This is a genomic window from Burkholderia sp. BCC1996 (assembly GCF_905339955.1).
In the GTDB taxonomy this organism is placed as follows: domain Bacteria; phylum Pseudomonadota; class Gammaproteobacteria; order Burkholderiales; family Burkholderiaceae; genus Burkholderia.
Window position 1 is genome coordinate 171,433 of sequence record NZ_CAJPHM010000016.1, and the last position, 24,483, is coordinate 195,915.

The following is a 24,483-nucleotide window of genomic DNA, read 5'->3' on the forward strand; positions in this document are numbered from 1 at the left end:
CTCAGGCGGCCAGCACTTCCTTCGCCGCCTTCTTCGCACCGATCTCGCCCAGCGCGCGCTTGTATTCGTGCGGGAACACCTTCACGAACTGGCGGCGCGCCGCGTCCCAGTTTTCCAGCAGCGACTTCGCGCGCGGCGAACCCGTGAACTGGAAATGACGCTCGACGAGCCCCTTGAGCAGCGCTTCGTCCGTCGTGCCCGCATGCCAGAGCGCGCGGTCGACCGTGCGCTCCTGCTCGGCCTGCTGCAGCACCGGCTCGAGCGCGACCATCGACTTGTTGCACTTCGCCGCGAACGTGCCTTCCGGATCGTAGATGTACGCGAGACCGCCCGACATGCCGGCCGCGAAGTTGCGCCCGGTTTCGCCGAGCACGACGACCGTGCCGCCCGTCATGTATTCGCAACCGTGGTCGCCCGTGCCTTCGACGACCGCCGTCGCGCCCGAGTTACGGACGCAGAAGCGCTCGCCCGCGACGCCGCGGAAGAACGATTCGCCTTCGATCGCGCCGTACATCACCGTGTTGCCGCAGATGATGTTTTCCTCGGACTTGCCGCGGAAGTCGTTGGTCGGACGGATGATGATCCGGCCGCCCGACAGGCCCTTGCCGACGTAGTCGTTGCCGTCGCCCACGAGGTCGAGCGTCACGCCCTTCGCGAGGAACGCGCCGAAGCTCTGGCCGGCCGTGCCCTTCAGCTGGATGTGCACCGCGTCGTCGGCCAGGCCTTCGTGGCCGTGCTTCTTCGCGATCACGCCCGACAGCATCGCGCCGACCGTGCGGTTCACGTTGCGCACCGGCTGGATGAACGACACATGCTCGCCGTTCTCGATCGCGGCCTTCGCCTTCTCGATCAGCACGTGGTCGAGCGCGCGCTCGAGGCCGTGATCCTGCACGTCGACGTGACGCGGCGCGACGTCCTCGCACTCTTCCGGCTGGTAGAACACGCGCGAGAAGTCGAGGCCCTTCGCCTTCCAGTGCTCGATGCCCTTGCGCGTATCGAGCAGGTCGGCACGGCCGATCAGGTCGTCGAACTTCGCGACGCCGAGCTGCGCCATGATCTCGCGCACTTCCTCGGCGACGAAGAAGAAGTAGTTCACGACGTGCTCGGGCTGGCCCTTGAACTTCGCACGCAGCACCGGATCCTGCGTCGCGACGCCGACCGGGCACGTGTTCAGGTGGCACTTGCGCATCATGATGCAGCCTTCGACGACGAGCGGTGCCGTCGCGAAGCCGAATTCGTCCGCGCCGAGCAGCGCGCCGATCACGACGTCGCGGCCCGTCTTCATCTGGCCGTCGGCCTGCACGCGGATGCGGCCGCGCAGGCGGTTCAGCACCAGCGTCTGCTGCGTTTCGGCGAGGCCGAGTTCCCACGGCGTGCCCGCATGCTTGACCGACGACAGCGGCGACGCGCCCGTGCCGCCGTCATGGCCGGCGATCACGACGTGGTCGGCCTTCGCCTTCGCGACACCGGCCGCGACCGTGCCGACGCCGACTTCCGACACCAGCTTCACCGAGATGCTCGAGCTCGGGTTCACGTTCTTCAGGTCGTGGATCAGCTGCGCCAGATCCTCGATCGAGTAGATGTCGTGGTGCGGCGGCGGCGAGATCAGGCCGACGCCCGGCACCGAGTAACGCAGCTTGCCGATGTATTCGGACACCTTGTGGCCCGGCAGTTGGCCGCCTTCGCCCGGCTTCGCGCCCTGCGCCATCTTGATCTGGATCTGGTCGGCCGATGCCAGGTACTCGGCGGTGACGCCGAAGCGGCCCGACGCGACCTGCTTGATCTTCGAGCGCAGCGAATCGCCATCCTTCAGCGGAATGTCGCTGACGATCTCGTCGCCGATCACCGACTTCAGCGTCTCGCCCGACTTGATCGGAATGCCGCGCAGTTCGTTGCGGTAGCGCTTCTCGTCCTCGCCGCCTTCGCCGGTGTTCGACTTGCCGCCGATCCGGTTCATCGCGATCGCGAGCGTCGCGTGCGCTTCCGTGCTGATCGAACCGAGCGACATCGCGCCCGTCGCGAAGCGCTTCACGATGTCCTTCGCCGGTTCGACGTTTTCGATCGGGATCGCCTTGGTCGGCTCGACCTTGAACTCGAACAGGCCGCGGAACGTCATGTGACGCTTGGTCTGGTCGTTGATCAGGTGCGCGTATTCCTTGTAGGTCTGGTACGAGTTGCTGCGCGTCGCGTGCTGGAGCTTCGCGATCGAGTCCGGCGTCCACATGTGGTCTTCGCCGCGCACGCGATACGCGTACTCGCCGCCCGCGTCCAGCATGTCGCGCAGGACCGGGTTGTCGCCGAACGCATCGCGGTGCAGGCGGATCGCTTCTTCCGCGACTTCGAACAGGCCGATACCGCCGACCTTCGAGGCCGTGCCCTTGAAGTACTTCTCGACGAGGTCGCTCGACAGGCCGAGCGCTTCGAAGATCTGCGCGCCCGTGTACGACATGTACGTCGAGATGCCCATCTTCGACATCACCTTCTGCAGGCCCTTGCCGACCGCCTTCGTGAAGTTGTAGACGGCCTTCTCCGGCGACAGGTCGCCCGACAGGCCTTCGGCCATCTTCGCGAGCGTTTCCATCGCGAGGTACGGGTGCACGGCTTCCGCGCCGTAGCCCGCGAGCAGCGCAAAGTGGTGCGTCTCGCGTGCGGAGCCCGTCTCGACGACAAGGCCCGTGCTCGTGCGCAGCCCTTGCTGGACGAGGTGCGAGTGGATCGCCGACGTGGCGAGCAGCGCCGGAATCGCGACGTGCTCGGCGTCCGTCTTGCGGTCCGACACGATCAGCATGTTGTAGCCCGACTTGACCGCGTCGACGGCTTCCGCGCACAGCGACGCGAGGCGCGCCTCGATGCCTTCCTTGCCCCATGCGACCGGGTAGCAGATGTTCAGTTCGTACGCGCTGAACTTGCCGCCCGTGTACTGGTCGATCGCGCGGATCTTCGCGATGTCCTTGAAGTCGAGCACCGGCTGCGACACTTCGAGACGCATCGGCGGGTTGATGTTGTTCGTGTCGAGCAGGTTCGGCTTCGGGCCGATGAACGACACGAGCGACATCACCATGTTCTCGCGGATCGGGTCGATCGGCGGGTTCGTGACCTGCGCGAACAGCTGCTTGAAGTAGTGATAGAGCGTCTTGTTCTTGTTCGACATCACCGCGAGCGGCGAGTCGTTGCCCATCGAGCCGACGGCCTCTTCGCCCTGCTGCGCCATCGGCGCCATCAGGAACTTCAGGTCTTCCTGCGTATAGCCGAACGCCTGCTGGCGATCGAGCAGCGCGGCGCCCTGCGTGCGGCCGGCCGCGACGTCCTCGGCCTTCGGCTCGATCTCGTCGAGCTTGATGCGCACGGCGTCGATCCAGCTCTTGTACGGCTTCGCGTTAGCGAGGTTGTCCTTGAGCTCCTTGTCGTCGATGATGCGGCCGTGTTCCATGTCGATCAGGAACATCTTGCCCGGCTGCAGGCGCCACTTCTTGACGATCTTCGATTCGGGGATCTGCAGCGTGCCGGCTTCCGACGCCATGATGACGAGGTCGTCGTCGGTCACGATGTAGCGCGCCGGGCGCAGGCCGTTACGGTCGAGCGTCGCGCCGATCTGGCGGCCGTCGGTAAACGCGATCGCGGCGGGGCCGTCCCACGGCTCCATCATCGCGGCGTGGTATTCGTAGAACGCGCGGCGGTTCTCGTCCATCAGCGTGTGCTGTTCCCAGGCTTCCGGGATCATCATCATCACCGCGTGCACGAGCGGGTAGCCGGCCATCACCAGCAGTTCGAGACAGTTGTCGAACGATGCGGTGTCCGACTGGCCCGGGTAGATCAGCGGCCACAGCTTCGGCAGGTCGTCGCCGAGCACGTGCGACGCGATCGCGCCGGTACGCGCGTTCAGCCAGTTCACGTTGCCCTTCACGGTGTTGATCTCGCCGTTGTGCGCGATCATCCGGTACGGGTGCGCCAGCTCCCAGGCCGGGAACGTGTTGGTCGAGAAGCGCTGGTGCACGAGCGCGAGCGCCGACACGACGCGCGCGTCCTGCAGGTCGCGGTAGTACACGCCGACCTGGCCCGCCAGCAGCAGCCCCTTGTAGACGATCGTGCGCGCCGACATCGACGGCACGAAGTATTCCTTGCCGTGCTTGAGCTTCAGCGCCTGGATGCGGTGGCTCGCGGTCTTGCGGATCACGTACAGCTTCCGCTCGAGCGCGTCGGTCACCATGATGTCCTTGCCGCGGCCGATGAAGATCTGGCGGATCAGCGGCTCGCTCGCCTTGACCGTCGGCGAGATCGGCATCGTATGGTCGACCGGCACGTCGCGCCAGCCGAGCACGACCTGCCCTTCTGCCCGCACCGTCCGCTCGAGCTCCTGCTCGCACGCGAGACGCGATGCGTTTTCCTTCGGCAGGAAGATCATGCCGACCCCATATTCGCCGGCCGGCGGCAGCGTCACGCCCTGCTTCGACATTTCCTCGCGATAGAACGCGTCCGGAATCTGGATCAGGATGCCGGCGCCGTCGCCCATCAGCGGATCGGCACCGACCGCACCGCGGTGATCGAGGTTCTCGAGGATCTTCAGACCCTGCTGAATGATCTCGTGGCTCTTCTTGCCCTTGATGTGAGCGACGAAGCCGACGCCGCAGGCGTCGTGTTCGTTTTGCGGGTCGTACAGACCTTGTGCGGCGGGCACCGCGGCGAGCGGCTGCTGGTGGTCGTTCATGGGGACACCGTCGTAAAGGGGCCTCGAGGGCCGTTGAACCATTTTTTTGTTGCCGTCGATCCCGCTCCCGACGGGAGACGGCACGGCCGACAGTGGTTGGGCGAGCTTCACCCGGGCCACCGGAATTCGGAATATACGCGACGAATCAAAGGAATAGCAACAAAAACCGCTTGATCGAACCCCATTTAAACCAATGCTCGGATCTGGTGCCGTTTTATTGGGGCCGTATCGTTTTGGTGCAAAAAGAAGCGGCGCCCGCAGCGCCGCCTCGTGATCCGCCTTTCCCGCGTTACTGCTGGATCGGCGGCGTGTTTTCACGCACCTTTCTGGGGCGTCCGCGCGGCAGCGGCGACACGCGGCGGTTCGCCGTGCGCGCCGCCCACTCGCGGTAGTTCTCGCCGCCGAGCACCCAGCCCTTCAGCGTCGCCTGCTGGAGCTGATCGGCCTGCCGCTCGTCGAGCGGTTGCTCGCACAGCTCCTTGTACGCGCGCTGACGGTCGAACGGCGTGTTGCCGAGCGCCCAGTAGAGCGGATGGTCGGTGATCAGGCTGTCGACGGTGAGCCCGACGTGGTGCCGGTAGCTCGACCAGCGATAGGCGTCGGGCGTCGCGACCAGCTGCGCGCGCACCGGGCTCATCTCGACCACGCGGCTCGCGAGCAGGAAATAGCGCTCGCCTTCGATCACGGTCGCGCGATAGCGGCCTTCCCACAGGGTGCCGCGCCGCGAATAGCGCCGGTTGAAATGCGCGACGTAGCGGCGGCCGACCGCCTGCATCGCCTTCGGCAGGCTCGCCTCGTCGCTCGGCGTCACGAGGAGCTGCACCTGACGCGGCAGCAGCACGTAGGCATGCACCGAAAGATGGTGATCGCGTGCGGCGGCCTTCAGACAATCGATGAAGAGTTCGTAGTCCTGGTCGTCGACAAACGCGGGTTGCTGATCCAGGCCGCGCAGTATCACGTGCTGCGGCTGGTCGGGAACGTAGAGTCGTGCTAACCGTGCCATGCTGAATGTCCGTTTGAACGCGTTAGGAAATACCCGAAGGTCCGAAAATGCGCACCTGCGTAGAATGCCTGTCCTGGCGGGGCGCGGAAGCGTACGGTCGTGCGAATCCTAGGGAGAAAGCTCTAACTTGCGAGCTTGTTTGGTTTTAAACGCAGTCGTCATAATGAGCACGCCTTTGATCGGAGGAGACACAATGAAACGAAAACTGGCCATTACGGGGGCCGTGGCGCTCGCATTCGCGGGCGGTACGGCACACGCACAATCCGCAGGTGATTTCTACGTCAGCACCGGCTGGCTGCACTTTTCGCCGCAGGACAGCAGCGACCCGCTGTTCGTCTACGGCGTCGGCGGCACGCCCATCAACCAATCGATTCCCAACACCGGCGCCGGCATCAACGACGCCGATACGCTCGGTCTCGCAGCGGGCTACTTCGTCACCGACCATATCTCCACCGAGCTCGTGATGGGGATACCGCCGAAGTTCGACATTACCGGCAAGGGTCGGTTCGAAAACTTCGGCGTACTCGGCCGTGCGTACCAGTGGAGCCCCGCCGTATTGCTGCGCTACCACTTCAACGACGCCAACGCGAAGTTCCGTCCGTATGTCGGCGTCGGCGCGACATATACGTGGTTCACCGGCGCAAAGATCACGAACAGCAGCTTCGAGAACGGCGTGCTCGGCGGCCCCACCAGCGCGACGACCAGCAACCAGTGGGCGCCCGTGTTCAACGCCGGCTTCACGTACAACTTCACGAAACACTGGTTCGGCGGCCTGTCGATCTCGTACATCCCGATCAGCGTCACCGCGACCTTCACGACGGCCCGCCGGACGCCGGTCGGCACCCTGACCGAAACGTCGAAAGCGAAGATCTCGCTCAATCCGATCGTCACGTACCTGAACATCGGCTACCGCTTCTAAGCGTAGTCGAATATTTGGGGAATGGTTAATCCTGCTGCAATTTGTAGCCGATTTTTCGTGACGTAACGTCTCCACGATGGAAAACGCCCCGGCGGAGACCCGCCGGGGCGTCGTTTTTTTGCCTCAGGGTTTTCCCGCGACCAGCATCGCGCGGGACCGGTCGCTACGCGATGTCGTCCAGCGCATCGGCGGCGATCAGGTCGATCCGGTCCGTGCAGACCGCATCGACGCCCCAGCGCGCGAGTTCGCGCGCCCGGGCGAGGTCGTTGACCGTGTACACCAGGATCCGCAGGCCGGCCGCCTTGATCGCGCGCACGAGCGGTTCGTCGAGCTCCTTGTGGCTTGCGTGCAACGATACGCAGCCGAGCGCATCGACGACCTGCGCGTGCCAGTCGTCCGGTACCGCCTCGTACAGCATCCCGCGCGGCAGCGCCGGTGCGCTCGCGCGCGCCTGTTGCAGCGCCTCGAACGAGAACGACGACAAGAGCGGCGGCACCGCCGCGCCATGCCAGTACGCGGCCGCATCCGCTGCGACCCGCTGCCCCGTGTCGCGCTCGCGGCCCGGGCACGGCTTGATCTCGACGTTCGCCGCCAGCCCGTGCGCGACGCAGCGCGCCGCCGCCGCCTCGAGCGTCGGCATCCGCTCGCCCGCGAAACGCGCGTCGAACCAGGCACCGGCGTCGAGCGCGGCCAGCGCCGCATAACGCATGCCCGCCGCCGGGCCGCGGCCGTTCGACGTGCGGTCGACCGTGTCGTCGTGCAGGAGGAACGTCACGTCGTCGGCGGACAGCTTCGCGTCGAACTCGACCATCCGGTGACCGCGCCGCGCGCCCTCGTCGAACGCGGCGAGCGTGTTCTCCGGTGCGAGCGTGCCGCCGCCGCGATGGGCGACGACGCGCGGATAGGGCCAGTCGGTTCGGGAAGTCATCATGCGCCTCGCAACGGGTTCGTCAGGTTCAGCCGGCCCGCTTGCCGGTCTCGGGATCGAAGAAATGCAGCCGGTGCGCGGGCAGCGCGGCACCCAGCGCCGTGCCGCGCGCGGGACGATCCGCGTGCGGCAGCCGGACCGCGACGTCGTGGTTGCCCCAGCGGCCGTGCGCGAGGTTGTCCGCGCCGAGCAGCTCGCACGAGTCGACCGGCAGCGTCGCCTGCGCGACGCCCGGCTGCGGCGTCATGTGCTCCGGCCGCACGCCGAGCACCCAGTCGCGCCCGGTGGCGATCGCGGTGCCGATGCCGGGCGCGCCGGCAACCGGCAGTGCCGGGCCGCCGCCCGCGACCGTAAACGTCGCGCCATCCTCCGACAGCCGGCCGTGCATCAGGTTCATCGCCGGCGAGCCGATGAAGCCCGCGACGAACACCGTCGCCGGCTTCTCGTACACGTCGACCGGCGCGCCGATCTGCTCCGCATAGCCGCGGTTCATCACGATCACGCGCTGCGCGAGCGTCATCGCCTCGATCTGGTCGTGCGTCACGTACACGCTCGTGGTCGCGAGCCGCGCATGCAGCCGCTGGATCTCGAGCCGCATCTGCACGCGCAGCTTCGCGTCGAGGTTCGACAGCGGCTCGTCGAACAGGAATACCGACGGCTCGCGCACGATCGCGCGCCCCATCGCGACGCGCTGCCGCTGGCCGCCCGACAGTTCGCGCGGCCGCCGCGCGAGCAGCGGCTCGAGCTCGAGGATCTTCGCGGCGGCAGCCACCCGCGCGTCGATCGTCGCGCGCTCGATGCCGCGGATCTTCAGCCCGTAGCCCATGTTCTGCGCGACCGTCATGTGCGGATACAGCGCGTAGTTCTGGAACACCATCGCGATGTCGCGATCCTTCGGCTCCAGCGCGTTGACCACGCGCTCGCCGATCGCGATCTCGCCGTCCGTCACCGTCTCGAGCCCCGCGATCATCCGCAGCAGCGTCGACTTGCCGCAGCCCGACGGGCCGACCAGCACGATGAATTCGCCGTCGGCGATCTCCACGTCGATGCCATGCAGCACGTGCTGCTTGCCGTCGTAGGATTTCCTGACGCCCTTCAAGCTCAGCGCAGCCATACCTTGTCCTTCTCCCGGTTACGTCAGTTATTTTTCGGAATCGACGAGGCCGCGCACGAACCAGCGCTGCATCGCCAGCACGACGACGAGCGGCGGAATCATCGCCAGCAGCGTCGCCGCCATTACGTATTGCCATTCGGTCGCGGCGTCGCCGCTCGCGATCATCGTCTTGATGCCCACCACCGCCGTCGACAGCGACGCCTCCGTCGTGATCAGGATCGGCCACAGATACTGGTTCCAGCCGTAGATGAACGTGATCACGAACAGCGCCGCGATGCTCGTCTTCGACAGCGGCAGCACGACGTCCCGGAAGAAGCGCAGCGGCCCCGCGCCGTCGATGCGCGCGGCGTCCATCAGCTCGTCGGGCAGCGTCATGAAGAACTGGCGGAACAGGAACGTCGCGGTCGCCGATGCGATCAGCGGCAGCGAGAGCCCCGCGTAGGTGTTCGTCATGTGGAGCGTCGACACGACCTGCACGGTCGGGAAGATCCGCACCTCGACCGGCAGCATCAGCGTGATGAAGATCAGCCAGAACGCCGTGTTGCGGAACGGGAAGCGGAAGTAGACGATCGCGTACGCGGACAGGATCGACACCGCGATCTTGCCGACCGCGATCGCGAGCGCCATCACGAAGCTGTTGACGAGCAGCCGGCCGAACGGCGCCGTCGTGCCGCCGCTGCCGTGCCCCCAGATATAGGCGACGTTCTCCAGCAGGTGCGTGCTCGGCACCAGCGACAGCGGGATCGTGAACACTTCCTGCGCGTTCATGGTCGCCGCGCAGAACGCGACGTACACCGGGAACACGATCAGCACGACGCCCGCGATCAGCACCGCGTGGCAGAACAGGTCGAAGCCCTTGCGATTTTCGATCATGCGTATTGCACCCTGCGTTCGACGAAGCGGAACTGGATCACCGTCAGGCCGACGACGATGATCATCAGCACGACCGACTGCGCACCCGAGCTGCCGATGTCGAGCCCCTGGAAGCCTTCCGTGAAGATCTTGTAGATCAGCGTCTTCGTGCTCTGCGCGGGGCCGCCGGCGGTGGCCGCGTCGATCACCGGGAAGGTGTCGAAGAACGCGTAGACGAGGTTCACGACCAGCAGGAAGAAGCTCGTCGGCGACAGCAGCGGCAGCACGATGTGGAAGAAGCGCCGCACCGGCCCGGCACCGTCGATCGCCGCCGCCTCGATCAGCGAGCGCGGAATCGCCTGCAGCCCTGCGTAGAAGAACAGGAAGTTGTAGCTCACCTGCTTCCATACCGACGCGAGCACGACGAGGAACATCGCCTGGCCGCCGTTCAGCGCGTGATTCCACACGATGCCGCCCTTCGCGAGCGCATAGGTGACGAGGCCGATGCTCGGGTTGAACAGGAACGCCCACAGCACGGCCGCGATCGTCGGCGCGACCGCATACGGCCAGATCAGCAGCGTGCGGTATACGCGCGCGCCGCGGATCACGCGGTCGGCGCAGGCGGCGAGCAGCAGCGACACGACGAGCCCGCTGACCGTGACGAGCGAGCTGAACACCAGCGTCGTGCGGAACGAGTCGAGGTACAGCGGGTCGGCGAACAGGTGCGTGAAGTTCGCGAAACCGACGAATTCACTCGACGTGCCGAACGCGTCCTGCATCTGCGTCGACTGCCACAGCGCGACGCCGGCCGGCCACAGGAAGAACACGGCGGTGATCGCGAGCTGCGGCGCGATCAGCAGGTACGGCAGCAGGCTCGCGCCGAAACGGGAACGGGATTGCATCGCGGGTGTCCGGAGGCGAAACGGGAAGGGAACCGTGCCGCCGGCCCGCACGCGCGCATACGCGACGCGGCGGCCGGCGGCACGAACGCGATGCAGGCTCAGCCGCCCGACTTCTCGAAGCGGCGCAGCAGCTCGTCGCCGCGCGACGCCGCCGAATCGAGCGCCTCCTTCGGCGACTTCTTCTCCGCCCAGACCTGCTCCAGCTCTTCGTCGACGACCGTGCGGATCTGCGGCATGTTGCCGAGGCGCAGCCCCTTCGTATACGGCAGCGGCGGCTTGTTCATCATCTGCTTGATCGCGGTTTCCGCGCTCGGGTTCTTCGCATAGAAGCCCTGCTGGCGCGTGAGTTCGTACGCGGCCGTCGTGACCGGCAGGTAGCCGGTTTCCTGGTGCCACTTCGCGGCGATCGGCGGCGAGGCCAGGAATGCGAGGAACTTCGCGACGCCCTTGTAGGTCGCCGGATCCTTGCCGGCCAGCACCCACAGGCTCGCGCCGCCGATGATCGCGTTCTGCGGCGCGCCCTTCACGTTCGCGTCGTACGGCATCATGCCGGTGCCGTAGCTGAACTTCGCGAACTTCTGCACGTTCGCGAGCGCGCCCGACGACGTCGTCAGGATCCCGCAGTCGCCGCTGTAGAACTTCGCCGATGCCTCGTCCTTGCGGCCCGCGTACGTGAACGTGCCGTCCTTCTGCATCTGTTGCAGGAACGCGATGTGCGCGACCTGCTGCGGCTTGTTGAATTCGAGCGCCGCGTCGGCGCCGTCGAAGCCGTTGTTGCGGCTCGCGAACGGCAGCGCATGCCACGCGCTGTAGTTCTCGAGCTGGATCCAGCCCTGCCAGCCGGTCGTGAAGCCGCACGTCATCCCGGATTTGCGCAGCTTCTCCGCGGCGGCCTGCACGTCGGCCCACGTCTTCGGCGGCTGGTTCGGGTCGAGCCCGGCCTTCTTGAACGCGTCCTTGTTGTAGTACAGCACCGGCGTCGAGCTGTTGAACGGCATCGACACGAGATGGCCCGTCTTCGCGTCGCTGTAGTAGCTCGCGATGGTCGGTACGAACGCCTTTTCGTCGAGCGGCACGCCGGCCTGCTTGAACACGTCGTAGACCGGCACGACGGCCTTCTTCGCCTGCATCATCGTCGCGGTGCCGACTTCATAGACCTGGAGGATCGCCGGCGCGTTGCCGCTGCGATAGGCGGCGATGCCCGCCGCGAGTGCCTGGTCGTACGTGCCCTTGAAGACCGGCACGATCTTGTAGTCGCTCTGCGATGCGTTGAACTGCGTGGCGAGCTCGTTGACGCGCTCACCGAGCGCCGACTCCATCGCATGCCAGAACTGGATCTCCGTCGCGGCGAACGCCGCATGCTGCACACCGAACATGAGCGCGCCGCCCAGCGCGATCGAGCGAACCATTGTCCCCGCGGGCTTCTTCTTCATCGATCTCTCTCCTGTGAAAACGTTACCAACAGCGTGTGCAACATTCCCGTCGCCACTGAACCGGCGAAGTCTAGTGATCGTTTGTGACAGTCAGTTGTCGTTGATGACGAACAGGCGCTGGTATTCCTTCAGCGCGAAGCGGTCGGTCATGCCGGCGATGTAGTGCGCGACGAGGCGCGGCTGCTGCGCTTCGTCGTCCGACTGGTACGGCGGCGGCAGCAGGCGCGGATCGTCGATGAACGCGTCGAACAGCCCGGTGACGACGCGCTGCGCCTTGTTCGCCATGCGCATCACCTTGTAGTGGCGATACAGGTTCTTGAACAGGAAACGCTTGAGGGCCGCCGCCTGCGCGGCGATCGGCTCGCTGTGCGCGACGAGCGGCGGCGCGGCGCGCACGTCGTCGAGCGACGCGGGCGCGACACGCGCGAGATTGCGCGTGGTCTCGTCGATCAGGTCGACGATCAGCGTGTTGATGATGCGGCGCACCGTCTCGTGCACGAGGCGGCGGCCTTCGAGATGCGGGAATTCGGCGAGCGCCGCGTCGTAGTGGCGCTGCCACAGCTCGACTTCGGCGAGCTGCTCGATCGTGATCAGGCCGGAGCGCAGGCCGTCGTCGACGTCGTGGTTGTTGTACGCGATTTCGTCCGCGATGTTCGCGAGCTGCGCTTCCAGCGACGGCTGGCGGCCTTGCAGGAAACGCTCGCCGAGCGCGCCGAGCTTGCGGGCGTTCTCGCGCGAACAGTGCTTGAGGATGCCTTCGCGCGTCTCGAAGCACAGGTTCAGGCCGTTGAACGCGCCGTAGTGCTCCTCGAGCTCGTCGACCACCGCCAGGCTCTGCAGGTTGTGCTCGAAGCCGCCGTGCTCGCGCATGCACGCATTCAGCGCATCCTGCCCGGCATGGCCGAACGGCGTATGGCCGAGATCGTGCGCGAGCGAGATCGCTTCGACGAGATCCTCGTTCAGGCGCAGGTTGCGCGCGACCGAACGCGCGATCTGCGCGACTTCGAGGCTGTGCGTGAGGCGCGTGCGAAACAGGTCGCCTTCGTGATTGACGAAGACCTGCGTCTTGTATTCGAGCCGGCGGAACGCGGTCGAATGAACGATGCGGTCGCGGTCGCGCTGGAATTCGGTGCGCGCCGCCGGCGGGGTTTCCTGATGGCGGCGGCCGCGCGACTGCGACGCGTGGGCGGCATACGGAGCGAGATGGGCTTCCAGCGCCGCCAGCGTCGGCGGCTCGGCCAGCGCCGCAGCGGATGCGCGGCCGGCTCGGGTCGGTTTGCTGCTGGATGTCTCGCTCACGTCTCCTCCATGTCAGGGGCGCCGGGGCATCCGGGGCGCCGTTACCGGGTCGTCTGCGCCAGCGTAGCGAACACGGCTTCGTCGGGCGCCTGGGTGATCAGCGTATCGCCGAATCGCTTCAGCAGGATGAACTTGATCGCTCCGGCTTCAGCCTTCTTGTCGACGCGCATCAGGTCCATGTAGCGCGCATCGCCGAGTGCCGGCCCGCGCACCGGCAGATGTGCGGCGGCGATCACCGCGTCGAGCCGCTGCCGCGACGCTTCGTCGAGCAGGCCGAGCCGCACCGACAGGTCGCCCGCCATCACCATCCCGCAGCCGACCGCTTCGCCGTGCAGCCACTCGCCATAACCGAGCCCGGCCTCGATCGCATGGCCGAACGTATGGCCGAAATTCAGGATCGCACGCAGCCCGCCTTCGCGTTCGTCGGCTGCGACCACGCTCGCCTTGATCTCGCACGAGCGCTTCACCGCATGCGCGAGCGCGGCCGGCTCGCGGCGGTTCAGCGCCTCGACGTTCGCCTCGATCCAGTCGAAGAATGCCGCATCGGCGATCGCGCCCGTCTTGATGACCTCGGCCACGCCGGCCGCCAGCTCGCGATCGGGCAACGTGGTCAGCGCGCCGATATCGGCGATCACGGCCTGCGGCTGGTAGAACGCGCCGATCATGTTCTTGCCGAGCGGGTGGTTGATGCCCGTCTTGCCGCCGACCGACGAATCGACCTGCGACAGCAGCGTCGTCGGCACCTGGATGAACGGCACGCCGCGCATGTAGCACGCGGCGGCGAAGCCGGTCATGTCGCCGATCACGCCGCCGCCGAGTGCGACGAGCGTCGTCTTGCGGTCGGCGCGCTCGGTCAGCAGGCCGTCGAAGATCAGGTTCAGCGTTTCCCAGTTCTTGTAGGCCTCGCCGTCCGGCAGCACGACCGTCGACACGCGCTTGCCGAGCGGCGCGAGCGCCGCGCGCAGCACGTCGCCGTAGAGCGGATCGACCGTCGTGTTCGTGACGATCGTGACCGACGAACCGGTGATGTGAGGGGCGAACAGCTCGGTGCGGCCGATCAGGCCGGCACCAATGTGAATCGGGTAGGCGCGCTCGCCCAGATCGACGTTGACGGTAATCATGCTTGTAGCGGCTTGGCGATGACGCCTGCCAGTTCGAGTTGCATCAGCACCATGTTGACGAGGCCGTTGACCGACGGGCGGCCGGTCTCGATGATGAAGTCCGCGCATTCGCGGTACAGCGGGTCGCGCACTTCGTAGAGCGCTTCGAGACGCGCCTTCGGATCGTCGGTCTGCAACAGCGGGCGGTTCTTGTCCTTGCGGGTGCGCAGCCACAGATCGTGCGGATTGGCGCGCAGATAGATGACGATACCGCTGCTTTTCAGGCAATCGCGATTCTCGGGCCGCAGCACCGCGCCGCCGCCCGTCGCGAGCACGATGTTCTCGCGCTGCGTGAGATCGGCGATCACCTGCGATTCGCGGTCGCGAAACCCGGCCTCGCCCTCCATCTCGAAGATCACCGGAATGCGCGCACCCGTGCGGGCCTCGATTTCGTGGTCGGAGTCGAAGAACGTCCTGTCGAGCCGGCGCGCGACCGCACGGCCCACGGTGGTCTTACCCGCTCCCATAAGGCCGACGAAAAATACGTTTGCATGTGGGTCCCGCGCTTGCAACGGCTTCCTCTGCTTGAATCTTGCTGGTGTGTGGCGCAGCTTACTGGCAAAGCGGCTGCCTTGTCGAGCCTGCGCCGCCGGCTTCCGGCCCCGTTTTTCCCGCATCTGCGTCGCCCGCGCCGGCCGTTTCGCAACGCGCGCCGACGACCGTCGGCGTGATGAAGACGACCAATTCGCTGCGCTGGTCGCGCCGTGCGCGGTGCCGGAAAAGCGCGCCCAGTACCGGTATTTTGCCCAAGAGCGGCACCCGCGTCACATCGTCCCGGTTCAACTGCTCGTAAATCCCGCCGATCGCGACCGTTCCGCCGTCCTCGACCTCGACGCGTGTCTGGACGTGCTTCGTATGAATCGCCGGGCCGGCCGCCGTCGGCTCGCCGATGCTGTCCTTCGTCACGTCCAGGTCCAGCACGACGCGCCCGTCGGGCGTGATCTGCGGCTCGACCTCGAGCTTCAGCGTCGCGCGGCGGAACTGCACGCCGCTCACGCCGTTGCCGACCTTCGCCTGGTACGGCAGCTCCGAGCCCTGTTCGACGATCGCCTTCACGCGGTCGGCCGTCACCACGCGGGGGCTGGAAACGATCTGGCCCCGCCCCTGCGCCTCGAGCGCGCTCAATTCAACGTCGAGCACGCGGCTGAGCGGCGCGGCGAACAACGTGAAGCCGGCCGTCGCCGCCTCGAAGCCGCCGAGCGGTCGTGCGGCCAGGTCGAGCGCGTTGCGCGTGTCCGTCGCGAATGCCGCGCCGTCGGCCGCGGGCGCCCGTCCCTGCGCGCGCAGCGCGACGCGTGCGCCGAGGTTGCGCGAGAAGCCCTGTTCGCCTTCTACGATCCGCGCCTCGATCCGGACCTGCCGCGACGGCCGGTCGATCGCGTCGATCAAGCCCGCGATCTGCGCGATGCGCGGCGCCAGATCGGTGACGAACAACAGGTTCGTGCGGGGATCGGCCGCCGCGGCGCCGCGTTTCGACAGCAGGCGCTGGCCGGTCGCTCCGGCCAGCAGCCGCTGCACGTCCTGCGCGCGCGGGTAATGCAGCGCGAAGGTCCGGCTCGCGAGCGGCTCCAGCTCGGCCGCGCGTGCATGCGTTTCGAAGCGCTCGCGCTCGCGCGCGGCGAGTTCGGCCGCCGGCGTGACCCAGATCACGTTGCCGCGCCGGGACATCGCCAGCCCGTGCGTGTCGAGCAACGTGTCGAACGCATCGCGCCAGCGGACATTGTTCAGACGTAACGTCACGGTGCCGCGCACCTGCTCGCCGACGATGATGCTGAGCCCGGTGAATCGCGCGAGCGCGTCGAACGCGGCAGCGAGCCCGGCGCCTTGCAGATTCAGCGAGATCCGCCGCGCGTCATCCGCATCGCCGGGGTGCCGCGCAGCGGCGTCGCTCATGCGCGTCGGCGGCGGCAATGGAATCGGCGGCCCTTCCAGCCGGGGCACCGGTGCGGTGGTGTCCGCTTGAAGCGCCGCGCGCACGGCCTGATCGAACGGCGGCGGACCGTCATGCCCGGGCGCTGCACCGTCCGCGCCGTCCGCACCGTCGGGCGCACCCTGCGGCAGCGGTGTGTCCTGGGCATGCGCCTGCATCGATGCGATCGGCCAGCCGGCCGGCGGCAAAGGCGGCAACGGGGGCAACGGCGGCAGCGCCGCGTGTGCCGCGGCCGCGCCCGATCCGACCCAGAATGCGATCGCCCGCCATCCGTACTTCGTCATGGGCGACCTCCGTCATCCATGACGAACCGGCGCGCGCCGTCGGCTGTCGCAAGCGTCACCGCACCGGCATCGACGCTCACCACGCGTGACATCCCGAACGCTTCGCCCGGCGCAACGGTCGCGAATGCGCCATCGCCCGCGTCGAACAGCGCGAGCCCGGCGCGTACGTCGCGAATCGTGCCGGCCAGGCGCGGCGTCGCATCGTCGGCCTGCGCGGGCAAGCCATCGCCGCCGAATGGATCGTCGCTCGGCACGCCGGCAAGCAGCCGCACCGTGCCATCGGGAACACGAGCCCCCGACAGCGCCGGAAACACGTCGATCGTCATGTCCACCCGCAACGCGGGCGGTTTCCGCTCGATGTGCAGTCTCGACGGCACCACCAGCGCGGGAAAACTCGCCAGCCCGCCGATCAGCCGCAGCAACGCCGGAAAGCCGCCGTCCGCGACGATCCGCACCGTGCGTCGGCCATCCGGCGCCGCTTCGTCAGTGCGCCGCGGCTCGATCGACACGATCCGCAGTCCGCTCGCGCCGGCCAGGTCCGCCAGTTCGAGCATCAGTGCGGGCCACCCCGATGCACGCGGCACGCTGGAGGCGTGCCCGGCAGCCGGGTCCGGGTTGCGCCGTGGCGCGGTCGCGAGCAGCCGCTGTGCGTCGGCGGCACGCACTTGTGCCGTTGCCAGCAACGCGCGACTGCGTGCGAGGCCGCTCGCGTCGACGGCATCCATCAGATGAATGGTGCCCATCGTCACGCACGCGAACGCCGCCACGCAGCCGATGGCATGCGCCGCGGCCGGCGACATCCGCGCCACGCGGCCGCGCCGCCCGGCACCGGCTGGCATGGACCGATGCGTGATCGCCGTCATGCGTCGCCTCCCGCTGCGTTCTGCCGCGGCGGCGCGTCGTGCCAACGCACCTGCACGGAAAACCGGAACGGCACGGCCGAACCCGTGACCGGCGTGGCCGAAGCAGGTGTCAGCGCACCGACATCGAATCGCCAGTCACGCTGCTCGACCGCAATCCGTGCGAGCCACCGCGCGGCCGCCCGGTAACTCGTCGTGCGCGCGTCGAGCACGGCGCCGGACGCAGTCGTGCGCAATGCGTCGAGCCGGACGGTGTCTTCGCGCACCTGCGCCAGCGTCGCGAGCAGCCCGGCGACACGCCGGCAAGGCGCGGCAAGCGCGGCCGCCCGTGCATCGCGTCGCGCGAGGTCGGCGGCCACGCCGGCGGCGCGCCGTTCGGCATCGATCCGTGGCTGCAATTGCCGCAGCCGCGCCTCCACACGCGTACGCTCCGCATCCACGCGCCATCGCCACGCCGTCGCCGCCCCCGTCCACATGCAGGCCCCGAGCACGCCGAGCACGATCGCCGCCCCGCACTGCGCGGCACGGCGCCGCCGCAACGCCTGCGCCAGCCGCTCACGGTACGGCAGCAGATTGAAGCCGCCGAGCACGGCGTGGCCGGCGGCAGTTCGCCCGAACCCCACATCGGCCATCATTCCCACACCCCGCGCAGCGCCAGCCCGATCGCGAGCGCAAACGCCGGACCGCCCTGCGTTCCGGCGGGCACGCCCGGCAGCCCGTCCCATCCGGTGCAGTCGAACGGCACCGCGGCCACGCCGAGCGCATCGCCGATATCGGCGGCCGACGTACCGCAGCGGGCGATGCTGCGCGCGTCGCCGGCCACGAGCACGCAGCGCACCGGCTCGAACACGCACTGGCGCAATGCGTCGGGGAACGCCGCCTGCACGTCGCCGGACACCGCGAGCACCGGTACGGCGATCGAACCGTCGACCCGCCAGCCACGCACGCCCGTGTCGCAGAACCAGAATGCGGCGTACGGGCCGTGGGCATCGGGTTCGAACTGCGCGGCATAGCGCAACGCACGCAGCGCGGCGGCCGATTCGCCGTCGACGGCCGTCAGGTCGACGCCGGCCTGCGCGGCGACGTCGATCCGCCGTTCGAGCAATGCCTGCGGCGCCACGGCGACCTCGATCTCGCCCGGGCACGCGCCGTCGTCCTGCCGCCAGTCGAACGCGAGGCTGTGGGGCGGCAACCCCGAGATCCGTTCAGCGGCCTGCCGGGCGGCGTCCGCGACGTCGTCGCGCCCGGCCAGGTCGAGCGTCGCGGTCCGCATTTCGTCGTCGCGCAGCGCCATCACGCCGCGCGTGTCGCAGCGCACGCCCGCCGCCGACAATCGCGACACGGCCGCCGCCAACGCGCGTGCGACCGCGGCCCAGCGCGCCTCCTCCGGCCCGTCCTGCAATCCGACCGGCTCCCGCTCGAGTCCTTCGACCCGCACCTCCACGGCCCGCCCGCGCCGGCTCAGCACGGCCACCCTCACCTCGTCCGCCCCGACGTCGATGCCCGTCGAACGGTGCCTGCCCGGCGCGAACCGCGCCGCCCATCGTCCTGTCATCCCAGCCTCCCGCGATCGTTGCGGCCCACGCCGCGTTTCCGAGGCCTGATTCTGCAAAGCGGCGCGTGTGCCCGACAGTCGGCCGGACGGCCAGTTGTGGCACGGGGCGACCTCGCGGACACTATGCCGGCGGCACCGCGATCCGCCGGTTTCCGGCCGCCGCCCCCCGCGTCAGGACCGGTCTTACCGGGCAGCTATAATCGCGGGACTGTTTTCCGGTATGCCTATGCAATCCACGTCTCCTACGTCCCCGCCTCCCGCGCCCGAGCCGAAGAAGCGGTCCTGGTGGCTGAAAGTCCTGATCGGCCTCGCCGCGATGTGCGTGGCCCTCGTCGTGGCCGGCGGCCTCGTGCTCGGCTACGCGCTCGTCGTCGCGTGGCCGAACATGCCGTCGCTCGACGCGCTGACCGACTATCGTCCGAAGGTACCGCTGCGCATCTATACGTCCGATCACGTGCTGATCGGCGAATTCGGCGAGGAACGCCGCGACATCGTCCATTTCAAGGACGTGCCCGACTCGCTCAAGAAGGCGATCCTCGCGATCGAGGACGCACGCTTCTACGATCACGGCGGCGTCGACCTCACCGGCATCGCCCGCGCCGGCTTCGTCGCACTGACGAATGGCCATGCGTCGCAGGGCGCGAGCACGATCACGATGCAGGTCGCGCGCAACTTCTTCCTGTCGAGCGAAAAGACCTACACGCGCAAGATCTACGAAATGCTGCTGGCCTACCGGATCGAGCGCGCGCTGACGAAGGATCAGATTCTCGAGGTCTACATGAATCAGATCTATCTCGGCCAGCGTGCGTACGGCTTCGCGAGCGCCGCACGGGTCTATTTCGGCAAGGACCTGAAGGACATCACGCTCGCCGAAGCGGCGATGCTCGCGGGGCTGCCGAAAGCGCCGTCCGCGTATAACCCGGTCGTCAATCCGAAGCGCGCGAAGGTGCGCCAGGAATACATCCTGCAGCGGATGCTCGAGCTGAACTTCATCACGCGCGAGCAGTACGACCAAGCCGCCGCGCAGCCGCTCGCCGTCAAGGGCGCGGGCCGCGAGTTCAGCGTGCACGCCGAGTACGTCGCGGAAATGGTCCGACAAATGATGTACGCGCAGTACCGCGAGGAAACCTATACGCGCGGCTTCAACGTCGTCACGACGATCGATTCCGCCGACCAGCAGGTTGCCTACACCTCGCTGCGCAAGGGCATCATGGATTACGAGCGCCGCCACGGCTATCGCGGGCCGGAAGGCTTCATCGAATTGCCGGCCGGCGCCGACGATCGCGAGCAGGCGATCGACGATGCGCTGCTCGAACACCCCGACAACGGCGAGCTGATCGCGGCGGTCGTCACCGCGGCCACCCCGCGCCAGATCACCATCGCCTTCATCGACGGCAGCAGCGCGACGATCGAAGGCGACAACCTGCGCTTCGCGTCGGGCGCGCTGTCGGCCGGCGCGCAGCCGAACCGCCGCATCCGCCCGGGCGCGATCGTCCGGGTCGTGAAGAACGACGCCGGGAAGTGGTCGATCACGCAGTTGCCGCAGGTCGAAGGCGCGTTCATCTCGATCGTTCCGCAGGACGGCGCGATCCGCTCGCTGGTCGGCGGCTTCGACTACAACAAGAACAAGTTCAACCACGTCACGCAGGCGTGGCGGCAACCGGGCTCGTCGTTCAAGCCGTTCATCTATTCGGCGTCGCTCGACAAGGGCCTCGGGCCGGCCACGGTGATCAACGACGGCCCGCTGTATTTCAGCGCCGCGGAAACCGGCGGCCAGCCGTGGGAACCGAAGAACTACGGCGGCGGTTTCGAAGGCCCGATGTCGATGCGCACCGCGCTGCAGCGCTCGCGCAACCTCGTGTCGATCCGGATCCTGAACCACATCGGCACGAAGTACGCGCAGCAGTACATCACGCGCTTCGGCTTCGACGCCGACCGCCATCCGGCCTACCTGCCGATGGCGCTCGGCGCGGGCCAGGTCACGCCGCTGCAGATGGCCGGCGCGTACTCGGTGTTCGCGAACGGCGGCTTCCGCGTGAATCCGTACCTGATCGCCGAAGTGACCGATCCGAACGGCGCTGTCGTCGCCCGCGCGCAGCCGCTCATCGCCGAGCAGAACGCGCCGCGCGCGATCGACGCGCGCAACGCATACGTGATGAACAGCCTGCTGCAGAGCGTCGCGCAGCGCGGCACGGGCGCGCGCACCAACGTGCTGAAGCGCACCGACCTCGCAGGCAAGACCGGCACGACGAACGACTCGCACGACGCGTGGTTCGCCGGCTACCAGCACACGCTCGCGGCGATCGCGTGGATCGGTTACGACAACCCGCGCAGCCTCGGCGATCGCGAAACCGGCGGCGGCCTGTCGTTGCCGGTCTGGATCGACTATATGGGCGCGGCGCTGAAGGGCGTGCCGGAGTTCAAGCCGACGATGCCGGACGACGTCCAGGCGCTCGGCAGCGAGTTGTACTTCACCGACTTCACGCCGGGGCACGGCTTCGTGTCGACGGTCGGCGTGCCGCAGGCGCCGGCGGTGCAGAGCACCGACGAAGCGGTGCCGCACGTCGACGAACAGGAGAAGCAGGACATCATGAACCTGTTCCGCGGCCACTGATACGAACGGCCCGGGCATGAAAAAAGCGCCCCGCGGGGCGCTTTTTCCTTGTGCTTCGATCCGGCGTATCGGCGCCCGGCCGGGCGAGCGCCGGACGCGTTACGCGCCGAACGTGATCGGCAGGCCGGCCTGCTGCGTCGCGTACTCGGTGAGCGCCGCGAAGAACTCGGTGCCGGTGCGCGTATCGCGCCATTCGCCGTCCACGAAACGGTAATGGAACCCGCCCGCCTTCGCGGCGATCCACAGCTCCTTCATCGGCGGCTGGAGGTTGACGATGATCTTCGAGCCGTTCTCGAACGTCAGCGTCAGCACGCCGCCGTTGCGCTCCAGATCGATGTCGTGATCGCCGTCGTTCGCGGCATCCACGGTACGCTCGACGGCCGCCAGCACGGCCTCGGCACGGGCCAGGTATTCAGTATCGGACATGCTAAACTCTATCGGTTAAATTGTTCAGGGACGATCATGCGAGTCGTTTTCCGGATGAGCGCGATTGTAGCGGCTTTGGCGATTCTTGCCGGCTGCGGTCAACGCGGTCCGCTCTATCTGCCCACCGTGCCCCCGTTGCCGGCGAAGCCCATCCAGCAGCAGGACACGGCGCCGTCCGACGTCACGCCGACCGATGAAAACGCGTCGTCCGACAGCATTCCCGATTCTTCCGGCACGCCGCTCACGCTGTCACCGGAGCTGTCGAGCGATGCATCGAAGGCCGCGATGCCGGCATCCGGCCCGGCCGCCACGCAGTAAGCGTGCGCCGCCGCTCGCGCGGCTTCCTGCGCGACCAAGGCGATGACTGCCCGTCATCGCCTTTTGTTTTTCCGAGCCCGCCTCGTCATGCGCGGACGCGCCGCCAGCCCCATTCGAGCAGGCGCCAGCCGAGCAGCACCGCAACGATCACCGCGTAGAGCTTCGGCTGCGCGAGATTGTGCTTGCCGGCCCTCATCCACCAGAAATGCAGCACGCCGAACAGCGCGATCGCATAGATCGCGCGATGCAGCGTCGCCCAGTGACGACCGAGCCGGCGCACCATCGCGCGCGGCGAGGTCGCGGCCAGCGGAATCAGCAGCACGAACGCGGCGAAGCCGACCGTGATGAACGGACGCTTGCCGACGTCCTTCAGGATCGCGAGCACGTCGAACCACTTGTCGAACCACAGATACGTCGTGAAATGCAGCGTCGCGTAAAAGAACGCGAACAGGCCGATCATCCTGCGAAAGCGCAGCAACGCGGGAACGCCCGTCACGCGCCGAAGCGGTGTGACGCCGAGCGTGAGGCAGAGCATCACCAGCGTCCAGAGGCCCGTCGAGCGCGTGATGAATTCGATCGGGTTCGCGCCGAGCCGGTCGGTCAGCCCGAACAGCACGAGACGGGCGAGCGGATAGAGTCCGGCCGCGAAAACCAGTACCTTGGCGGGGGCAAGCCAGCGCGGCGCGGCAGCACGCGCTGCGCCGCCCCGGGAACTGCCGGCGGCAGCCGTGCGCGTGCCGGACGCGCGCGCGGGCGTCAGCGTCGAAGGAGGCATGTCGTTTCTCACCGGCGCACTCAGAAATTCTTCTTCAGGTCCATGCCCTGATACATCGACGCGACGAGATCGCCGTAGCCGTTGAACATCAGCGTCTTGCGCTTCGGCGTGAAGAAGCCGTCCTCGCCGATCCGGCGCTCGGTCGCCTGGCTCCAGCGCGGGTGATCGACGTTCGGGTTCACGTTCGAATAGAAGCCGTATTCGTTCGACGCGTACGTGTTCCAGCTCGTTTTCGGCTGCTTGTCGACGAAGCGGATCTTCACGAGCGACTTCGCACTCTTGAAGCCGTACTTCCACGGCACGACGATCCGCACCGGCGCGCCGTTCTGGTTCGGCAACACCTGGCCGTATACGCCCATCGTCAGCAGCGTCAGCGGATTCATCGCCTCGTCCATCCGCAGCCCTTCCGAGTACGGCCAGTCGAGCACCGGCGTCGACAGCCCCGGCATCTGCGACGGATCGGCCAGCGTGACGAACTGCACGTACTTCGCGTTGCCGGTCGGTTGCACGCGCTTGATCAGCTCGGACAGCGGCACGCCGATCCACGGGACCACCATCGACCAGCCTTCGACGCAACGCAGCCGGTACACGCGCTCTTCGAGCGGCGCGAGCTTCAGCAGTTCGTCGAGATCGAACACCTTCGGGTGCAGCACCTCGCCTTCGACGCTCACGCGCCACGGGCGCGGCCGCAGCGTGCCGGCGTTTTGCGCCGGGTCGCCCTTGTCGGTGCCGAACTCGTAGAAGTTGTTGTAGGACGTGATGTCCTTGAACGGCGTCACCTGGTCGGCCGCGACGAACTTCGGGTTGGTTTTCGCCACGAGCTTCGCGGCCCGCGCGTCCGGCGACGCATAGGCGGCGAACGCAGCGCCGCTGCCGCCGAGCAATCCGCCCGCCGCCGCCAGGCCGGCGGCCTGCAAGACGCGCCGCCGGTTCTCGAACACCGCGCGCGGCGTAATCTGGCTCTGCGCGATGTCACCGCCGGTCAGTACGGTACGCAAAGGGTGTTTGATCCACATCGTGCTGCTCCTCCTGCATGCGCGGCGCGCACGCTTCATGAGCGTTCGACCCGACCCATCCTGCGCCGTTCGACGCCCGGACCGCCCGCCCGTTACAAAAGAAAACCGCCGGGCACGCAGTGCGCCGGCGGTCTTTTGTCGGACCCGCGTCGGAAATCTTACAGCTTGCCGTAGCTGTGCAGCCCGGACAGGAACATGTTGACGCCGAGGAACGCGAACGTCGTCACGAGCAGGCCGGTGAGCGCCCACCAGGCGGCAACCGCGCCGCGCAGGCCCTTCATCAGGCGCATGTGCAGCCAGGCCGCGTAGTTGAGCCACACGATCAGCGCCCAGGTTTCCTTCGGGTCCCAGCTCCAGTAGCCTCCCCATGCTTCGGCGGCCCACAGCGCA

At 67.5% G+C, this 24,483-nt stretch carries 21 protein-coding genes; 3 read left to right on the forward strand and 18 right to left on the reverse strand.

Going from position 1 to position 24,483, the window contains the following annotated elements:
• Window position 1: 1 nt before the first annotated feature.
• Window positions 2–4,705, reverse strand: a complete 4,704-nt coding sequence (locus tag U4Z64_RS23525; RefSeq protein ID WP_044845974.1) for a glutamate synthase-related protein — start codon at window positions 4,703–4,705, stop codon at window positions 2–4.
• Between the two features lie 289 nt (window positions 4,706–4,994).
• A complete protein-coding gene (locus U4Z64_RS23530; protein ID WP_006752972.1) occupies window positions 4,995–5,708 on the reverse strand; it encodes a transposase in 714 nt (237 codons plus the stop codon).
• Between the two features lie 193 nt (window positions 5,709–5,901).
• On the opposite strand from U4Z64_RS23530, the gene U4Z64_RS23535 reads away from it, so the two are divergent.
• A complete protein-coding gene (locus tag U4Z64_RS23535) occupies window positions 5,902–6,627 on the forward strand; it encodes an OmpW/AlkL family protein (protein ID WP_044845975.1) in 726 nt (241 codons plus the stop codon).
• A 163-nt stretch (window positions 6,628–6,790) separates the two neighbouring features.
• On the opposite strand, the gene ugpQ is transcribed toward U4Z64_RS23535, so the two are convergent.
• The 12 genes from ugpQ to U4Z64_RS23595 all read right to left on the reverse strand — a co-directional run bounded on the left by ugpQ (window position 6,791) and on the right by U4Z64_RS23595 (window position 18,944).
• Window positions 6,791–7,555, reverse strand: a complete 765-nt coding sequence (ugpQ, locus tag U4Z64_RS23540) for a glycerophosphodiester phosphodiesterase (protein WP_321821245.1) — start codon at window positions 7,553–7,555, stop codon at window positions 6,791–6,793.
• A 28-nt stretch (window positions 7,556–7,583) separates the two neighbouring features.
• Window positions 7,584–8,669 carry a sn-glycerol-3-phosphate import ATP-binding protein UgpC gene (locus tag U4Z64_RS23545; protein WP_124487847.1) on the reverse strand — a complete coding sequence of 362 codons (1,086 nt, stop codon included), beginning with the start codon at window positions 8,667–8,669 and terminating at the stop codon, window positions 7,584–7,586.
• Window positions 8,670–8,696: 27 nt separating this feature from the next.
• Window positions 8,697–9,542, reverse strand: coding sequence for a sn-glycerol-3-phosphate ABC transporter permease UgpE (gene ugpE, locus U4Z64_RS23550; protein WP_044845977.1), 846 nt, complete (start codon window positions 9,540–9,542; stop codon window positions 8,697–8,699).
• Complete coding sequence (ugpA, locus tag U4Z64_RS23555) at window positions 9,539–10,423, reverse strand: sn-glycerol-3-phosphate ABC transporter permease UgpA (RefSeq protein WP_044845978.1); 885 nt, start codon at window positions 10,421–10,423, stop codon at window positions 9,539–9,541. The genes ugpE and ugpA overlap by 4 nt, the downstream gene beginning before the upstream one ends.
• A gap of 98 nt (window positions 10,424–10,521) precedes the next feature.
• The gene (gene ugpB, locus U4Z64_RS23560) at window positions 10,522–11,856 is read right to left on the reverse strand and encodes a sn-glycerol-3-phosphate ABC transporter substrate-binding protein UgpB (protein ID WP_044845979.1); all 1,335 of its coding nucleotides are present in this window, start codon (window positions 11,854–11,856) and stop codon (window positions 10,522–10,524) included.
• A gap of 90 nt (window positions 11,857–11,946) precedes the next feature.
• Window positions 11,947–13,155: a deoxyguanosinetriphosphate triphosphohydrolase gene (locus U4Z64_RS23565; RefSeq protein ID WP_044845980.1), complete on the reverse strand. Its 1,209-nt coding sequence runs from the start codon at window positions 13,153–13,155 to the stop codon at window positions 11,947–11,949.
• A gap of 41 nt (window positions 13,156–13,196) precedes the next feature.
• Window positions 13,197–14,276: a 3-dehydroquinate synthase gene (gene aroB, locus U4Z64_RS23570; RefSeq protein WP_044845981.1), complete on the reverse strand. Its 1,080-nt coding sequence runs from the start codon at window positions 14,274–14,276 to the stop codon at window positions 13,197–13,199.
• A complete protein-coding gene (locus U4Z64_RS23575; protein ID WP_082088580.1) occupies window positions 14,273–14,827 on the reverse strand; it encodes a shikimate kinase in 555 nt (184 codons plus the stop codon). The genes aroB and U4Z64_RS23575 overlap by 4 nt, the downstream gene beginning before the upstream one ends.
• Before the next feature lie 40 nt (window positions 14,828–14,867).
• Window positions 14,868–16,529: a type IV pilus secretin PilQ gene (locus tag U4Z64_RS23580; protein WP_321821235.1), complete on the reverse strand. Its 1,662-nt coding sequence runs from the start codon at window positions 16,527–16,529 to the stop codon at window positions 14,868–14,870.
• Entirely contained in the window at window positions 16,526–17,392 is an 867-nt protein-coding gene (locus U4Z64_RS23585; RefSeq protein WP_321821236.1) for a pilus assembly protein, read from the reverse strand. Before U4Z64_RS23585 ends, U4Z64_RS23580 begins: the two co-directional genes overlap by 4 nt.
• The gene (locus tag U4Z64_RS23590; RefSeq protein ID WP_321821237.1) at window positions 17,389–18,024 is read right to left on the reverse strand and encodes a fimbrial protein; all 636 of its coding nucleotides are present in this window, start codon (window positions 18,022–18,024) and stop codon (window positions 17,389–17,391) included. The genes U4Z64_RS23585 and U4Z64_RS23590 overlap by 4 nt, the downstream gene beginning before the upstream one ends.
• Entirely contained in the window at window positions 18,021–18,944 is a 924-nt protein-coding gene (locus U4Z64_RS23595; protein WP_321810710.1) for a competence protein ComA, read from the reverse strand. Before U4Z64_RS23595 ends, U4Z64_RS23590 begins: the two co-directional genes overlap by 4 nt.
• A gap of 226 nt (window positions 18,945–19,170) precedes the next feature.
• On the opposite strand from U4Z64_RS23595, the gene U4Z64_RS23600 reads away from it, so the two are divergent.
• Window positions 19,171–21,558: a penicillin-binding protein 1A gene (locus U4Z64_RS23600; RefSeq protein ID WP_321821238.1), complete on the forward strand. Its 2,388-nt coding sequence runs from the start codon at window positions 19,171–19,173 to the stop codon at window positions 21,556–21,558.
• Window positions 21,559–21,657: 99 nt separating this feature from the next.
• Here U4Z64_RS23600 and cyaY read toward each other — a convergent pair whose 3' ends face one another.
• Window positions 21,658–21,984 (reverse strand): iron donor protein CyaY, encoded by a 327-nt coding sequence (cyaY, locus tag U4Z64_RS23605; protein ID WP_321821239.1) that lies wholly within the window; start codon window positions 21,982–21,984, stop codon window positions 21,658–21,660.
• Between the two features lie 36 nt (window positions 21,985–22,020).
• Here cyaY and lptM point away from each other — a divergent pair, with 36 nt between their 5' ends.
• Window positions 22,021–22,302 (forward strand): LPS translocon maturation chaperone LptM, encoded by a 282-nt coding sequence (gene lptM, locus U4Z64_RS23610; RefSeq protein WP_321821240.1) that lies wholly within the window; start codon window positions 22,021–22,023, stop codon window positions 22,300–22,302.
• A gap of 85 nt (window positions 22,303–22,387) precedes the next feature.
• On the opposite strand, the gene msrQ is transcribed toward lptM, so the two are convergent.
• The 3 genes from msrQ to ccsA form a co-directional block, all read right to left on the reverse strand.
• A complete protein-coding gene (gene msrQ / locus U4Z64_RS23615) occupies window positions 22,388–23,077 on the reverse strand; it encodes a protein-methionine-sulfoxide reductase heme-binding subunit MsrQ (RefSeq protein WP_321821241.1) in 690 nt (229 codons plus the stop codon).
• 20 nt (window positions 23,078–23,097) lie between these two features.
• Window positions 23,098–24,093, reverse strand: coding sequence for a protein-methionine-sulfoxide reductase catalytic subunit MsrP (msrP, locus tag U4Z64_RS23620; protein ID WP_321821242.1), 996 nt, complete (start codon window positions 24,091–24,093; stop codon window positions 23,098–23,100).
• Window positions 24,094–24,251: 158 nt separating this feature from the next.
• On the reverse strand, window positions 24,252–24,483 hold a 232-nt coding region (ccsA, locus tag U4Z64_RS23625; RefSeq protein ID WP_162285568.1), incomplete at its 5' end, for a cytochrome c biogenesis protein CcsA.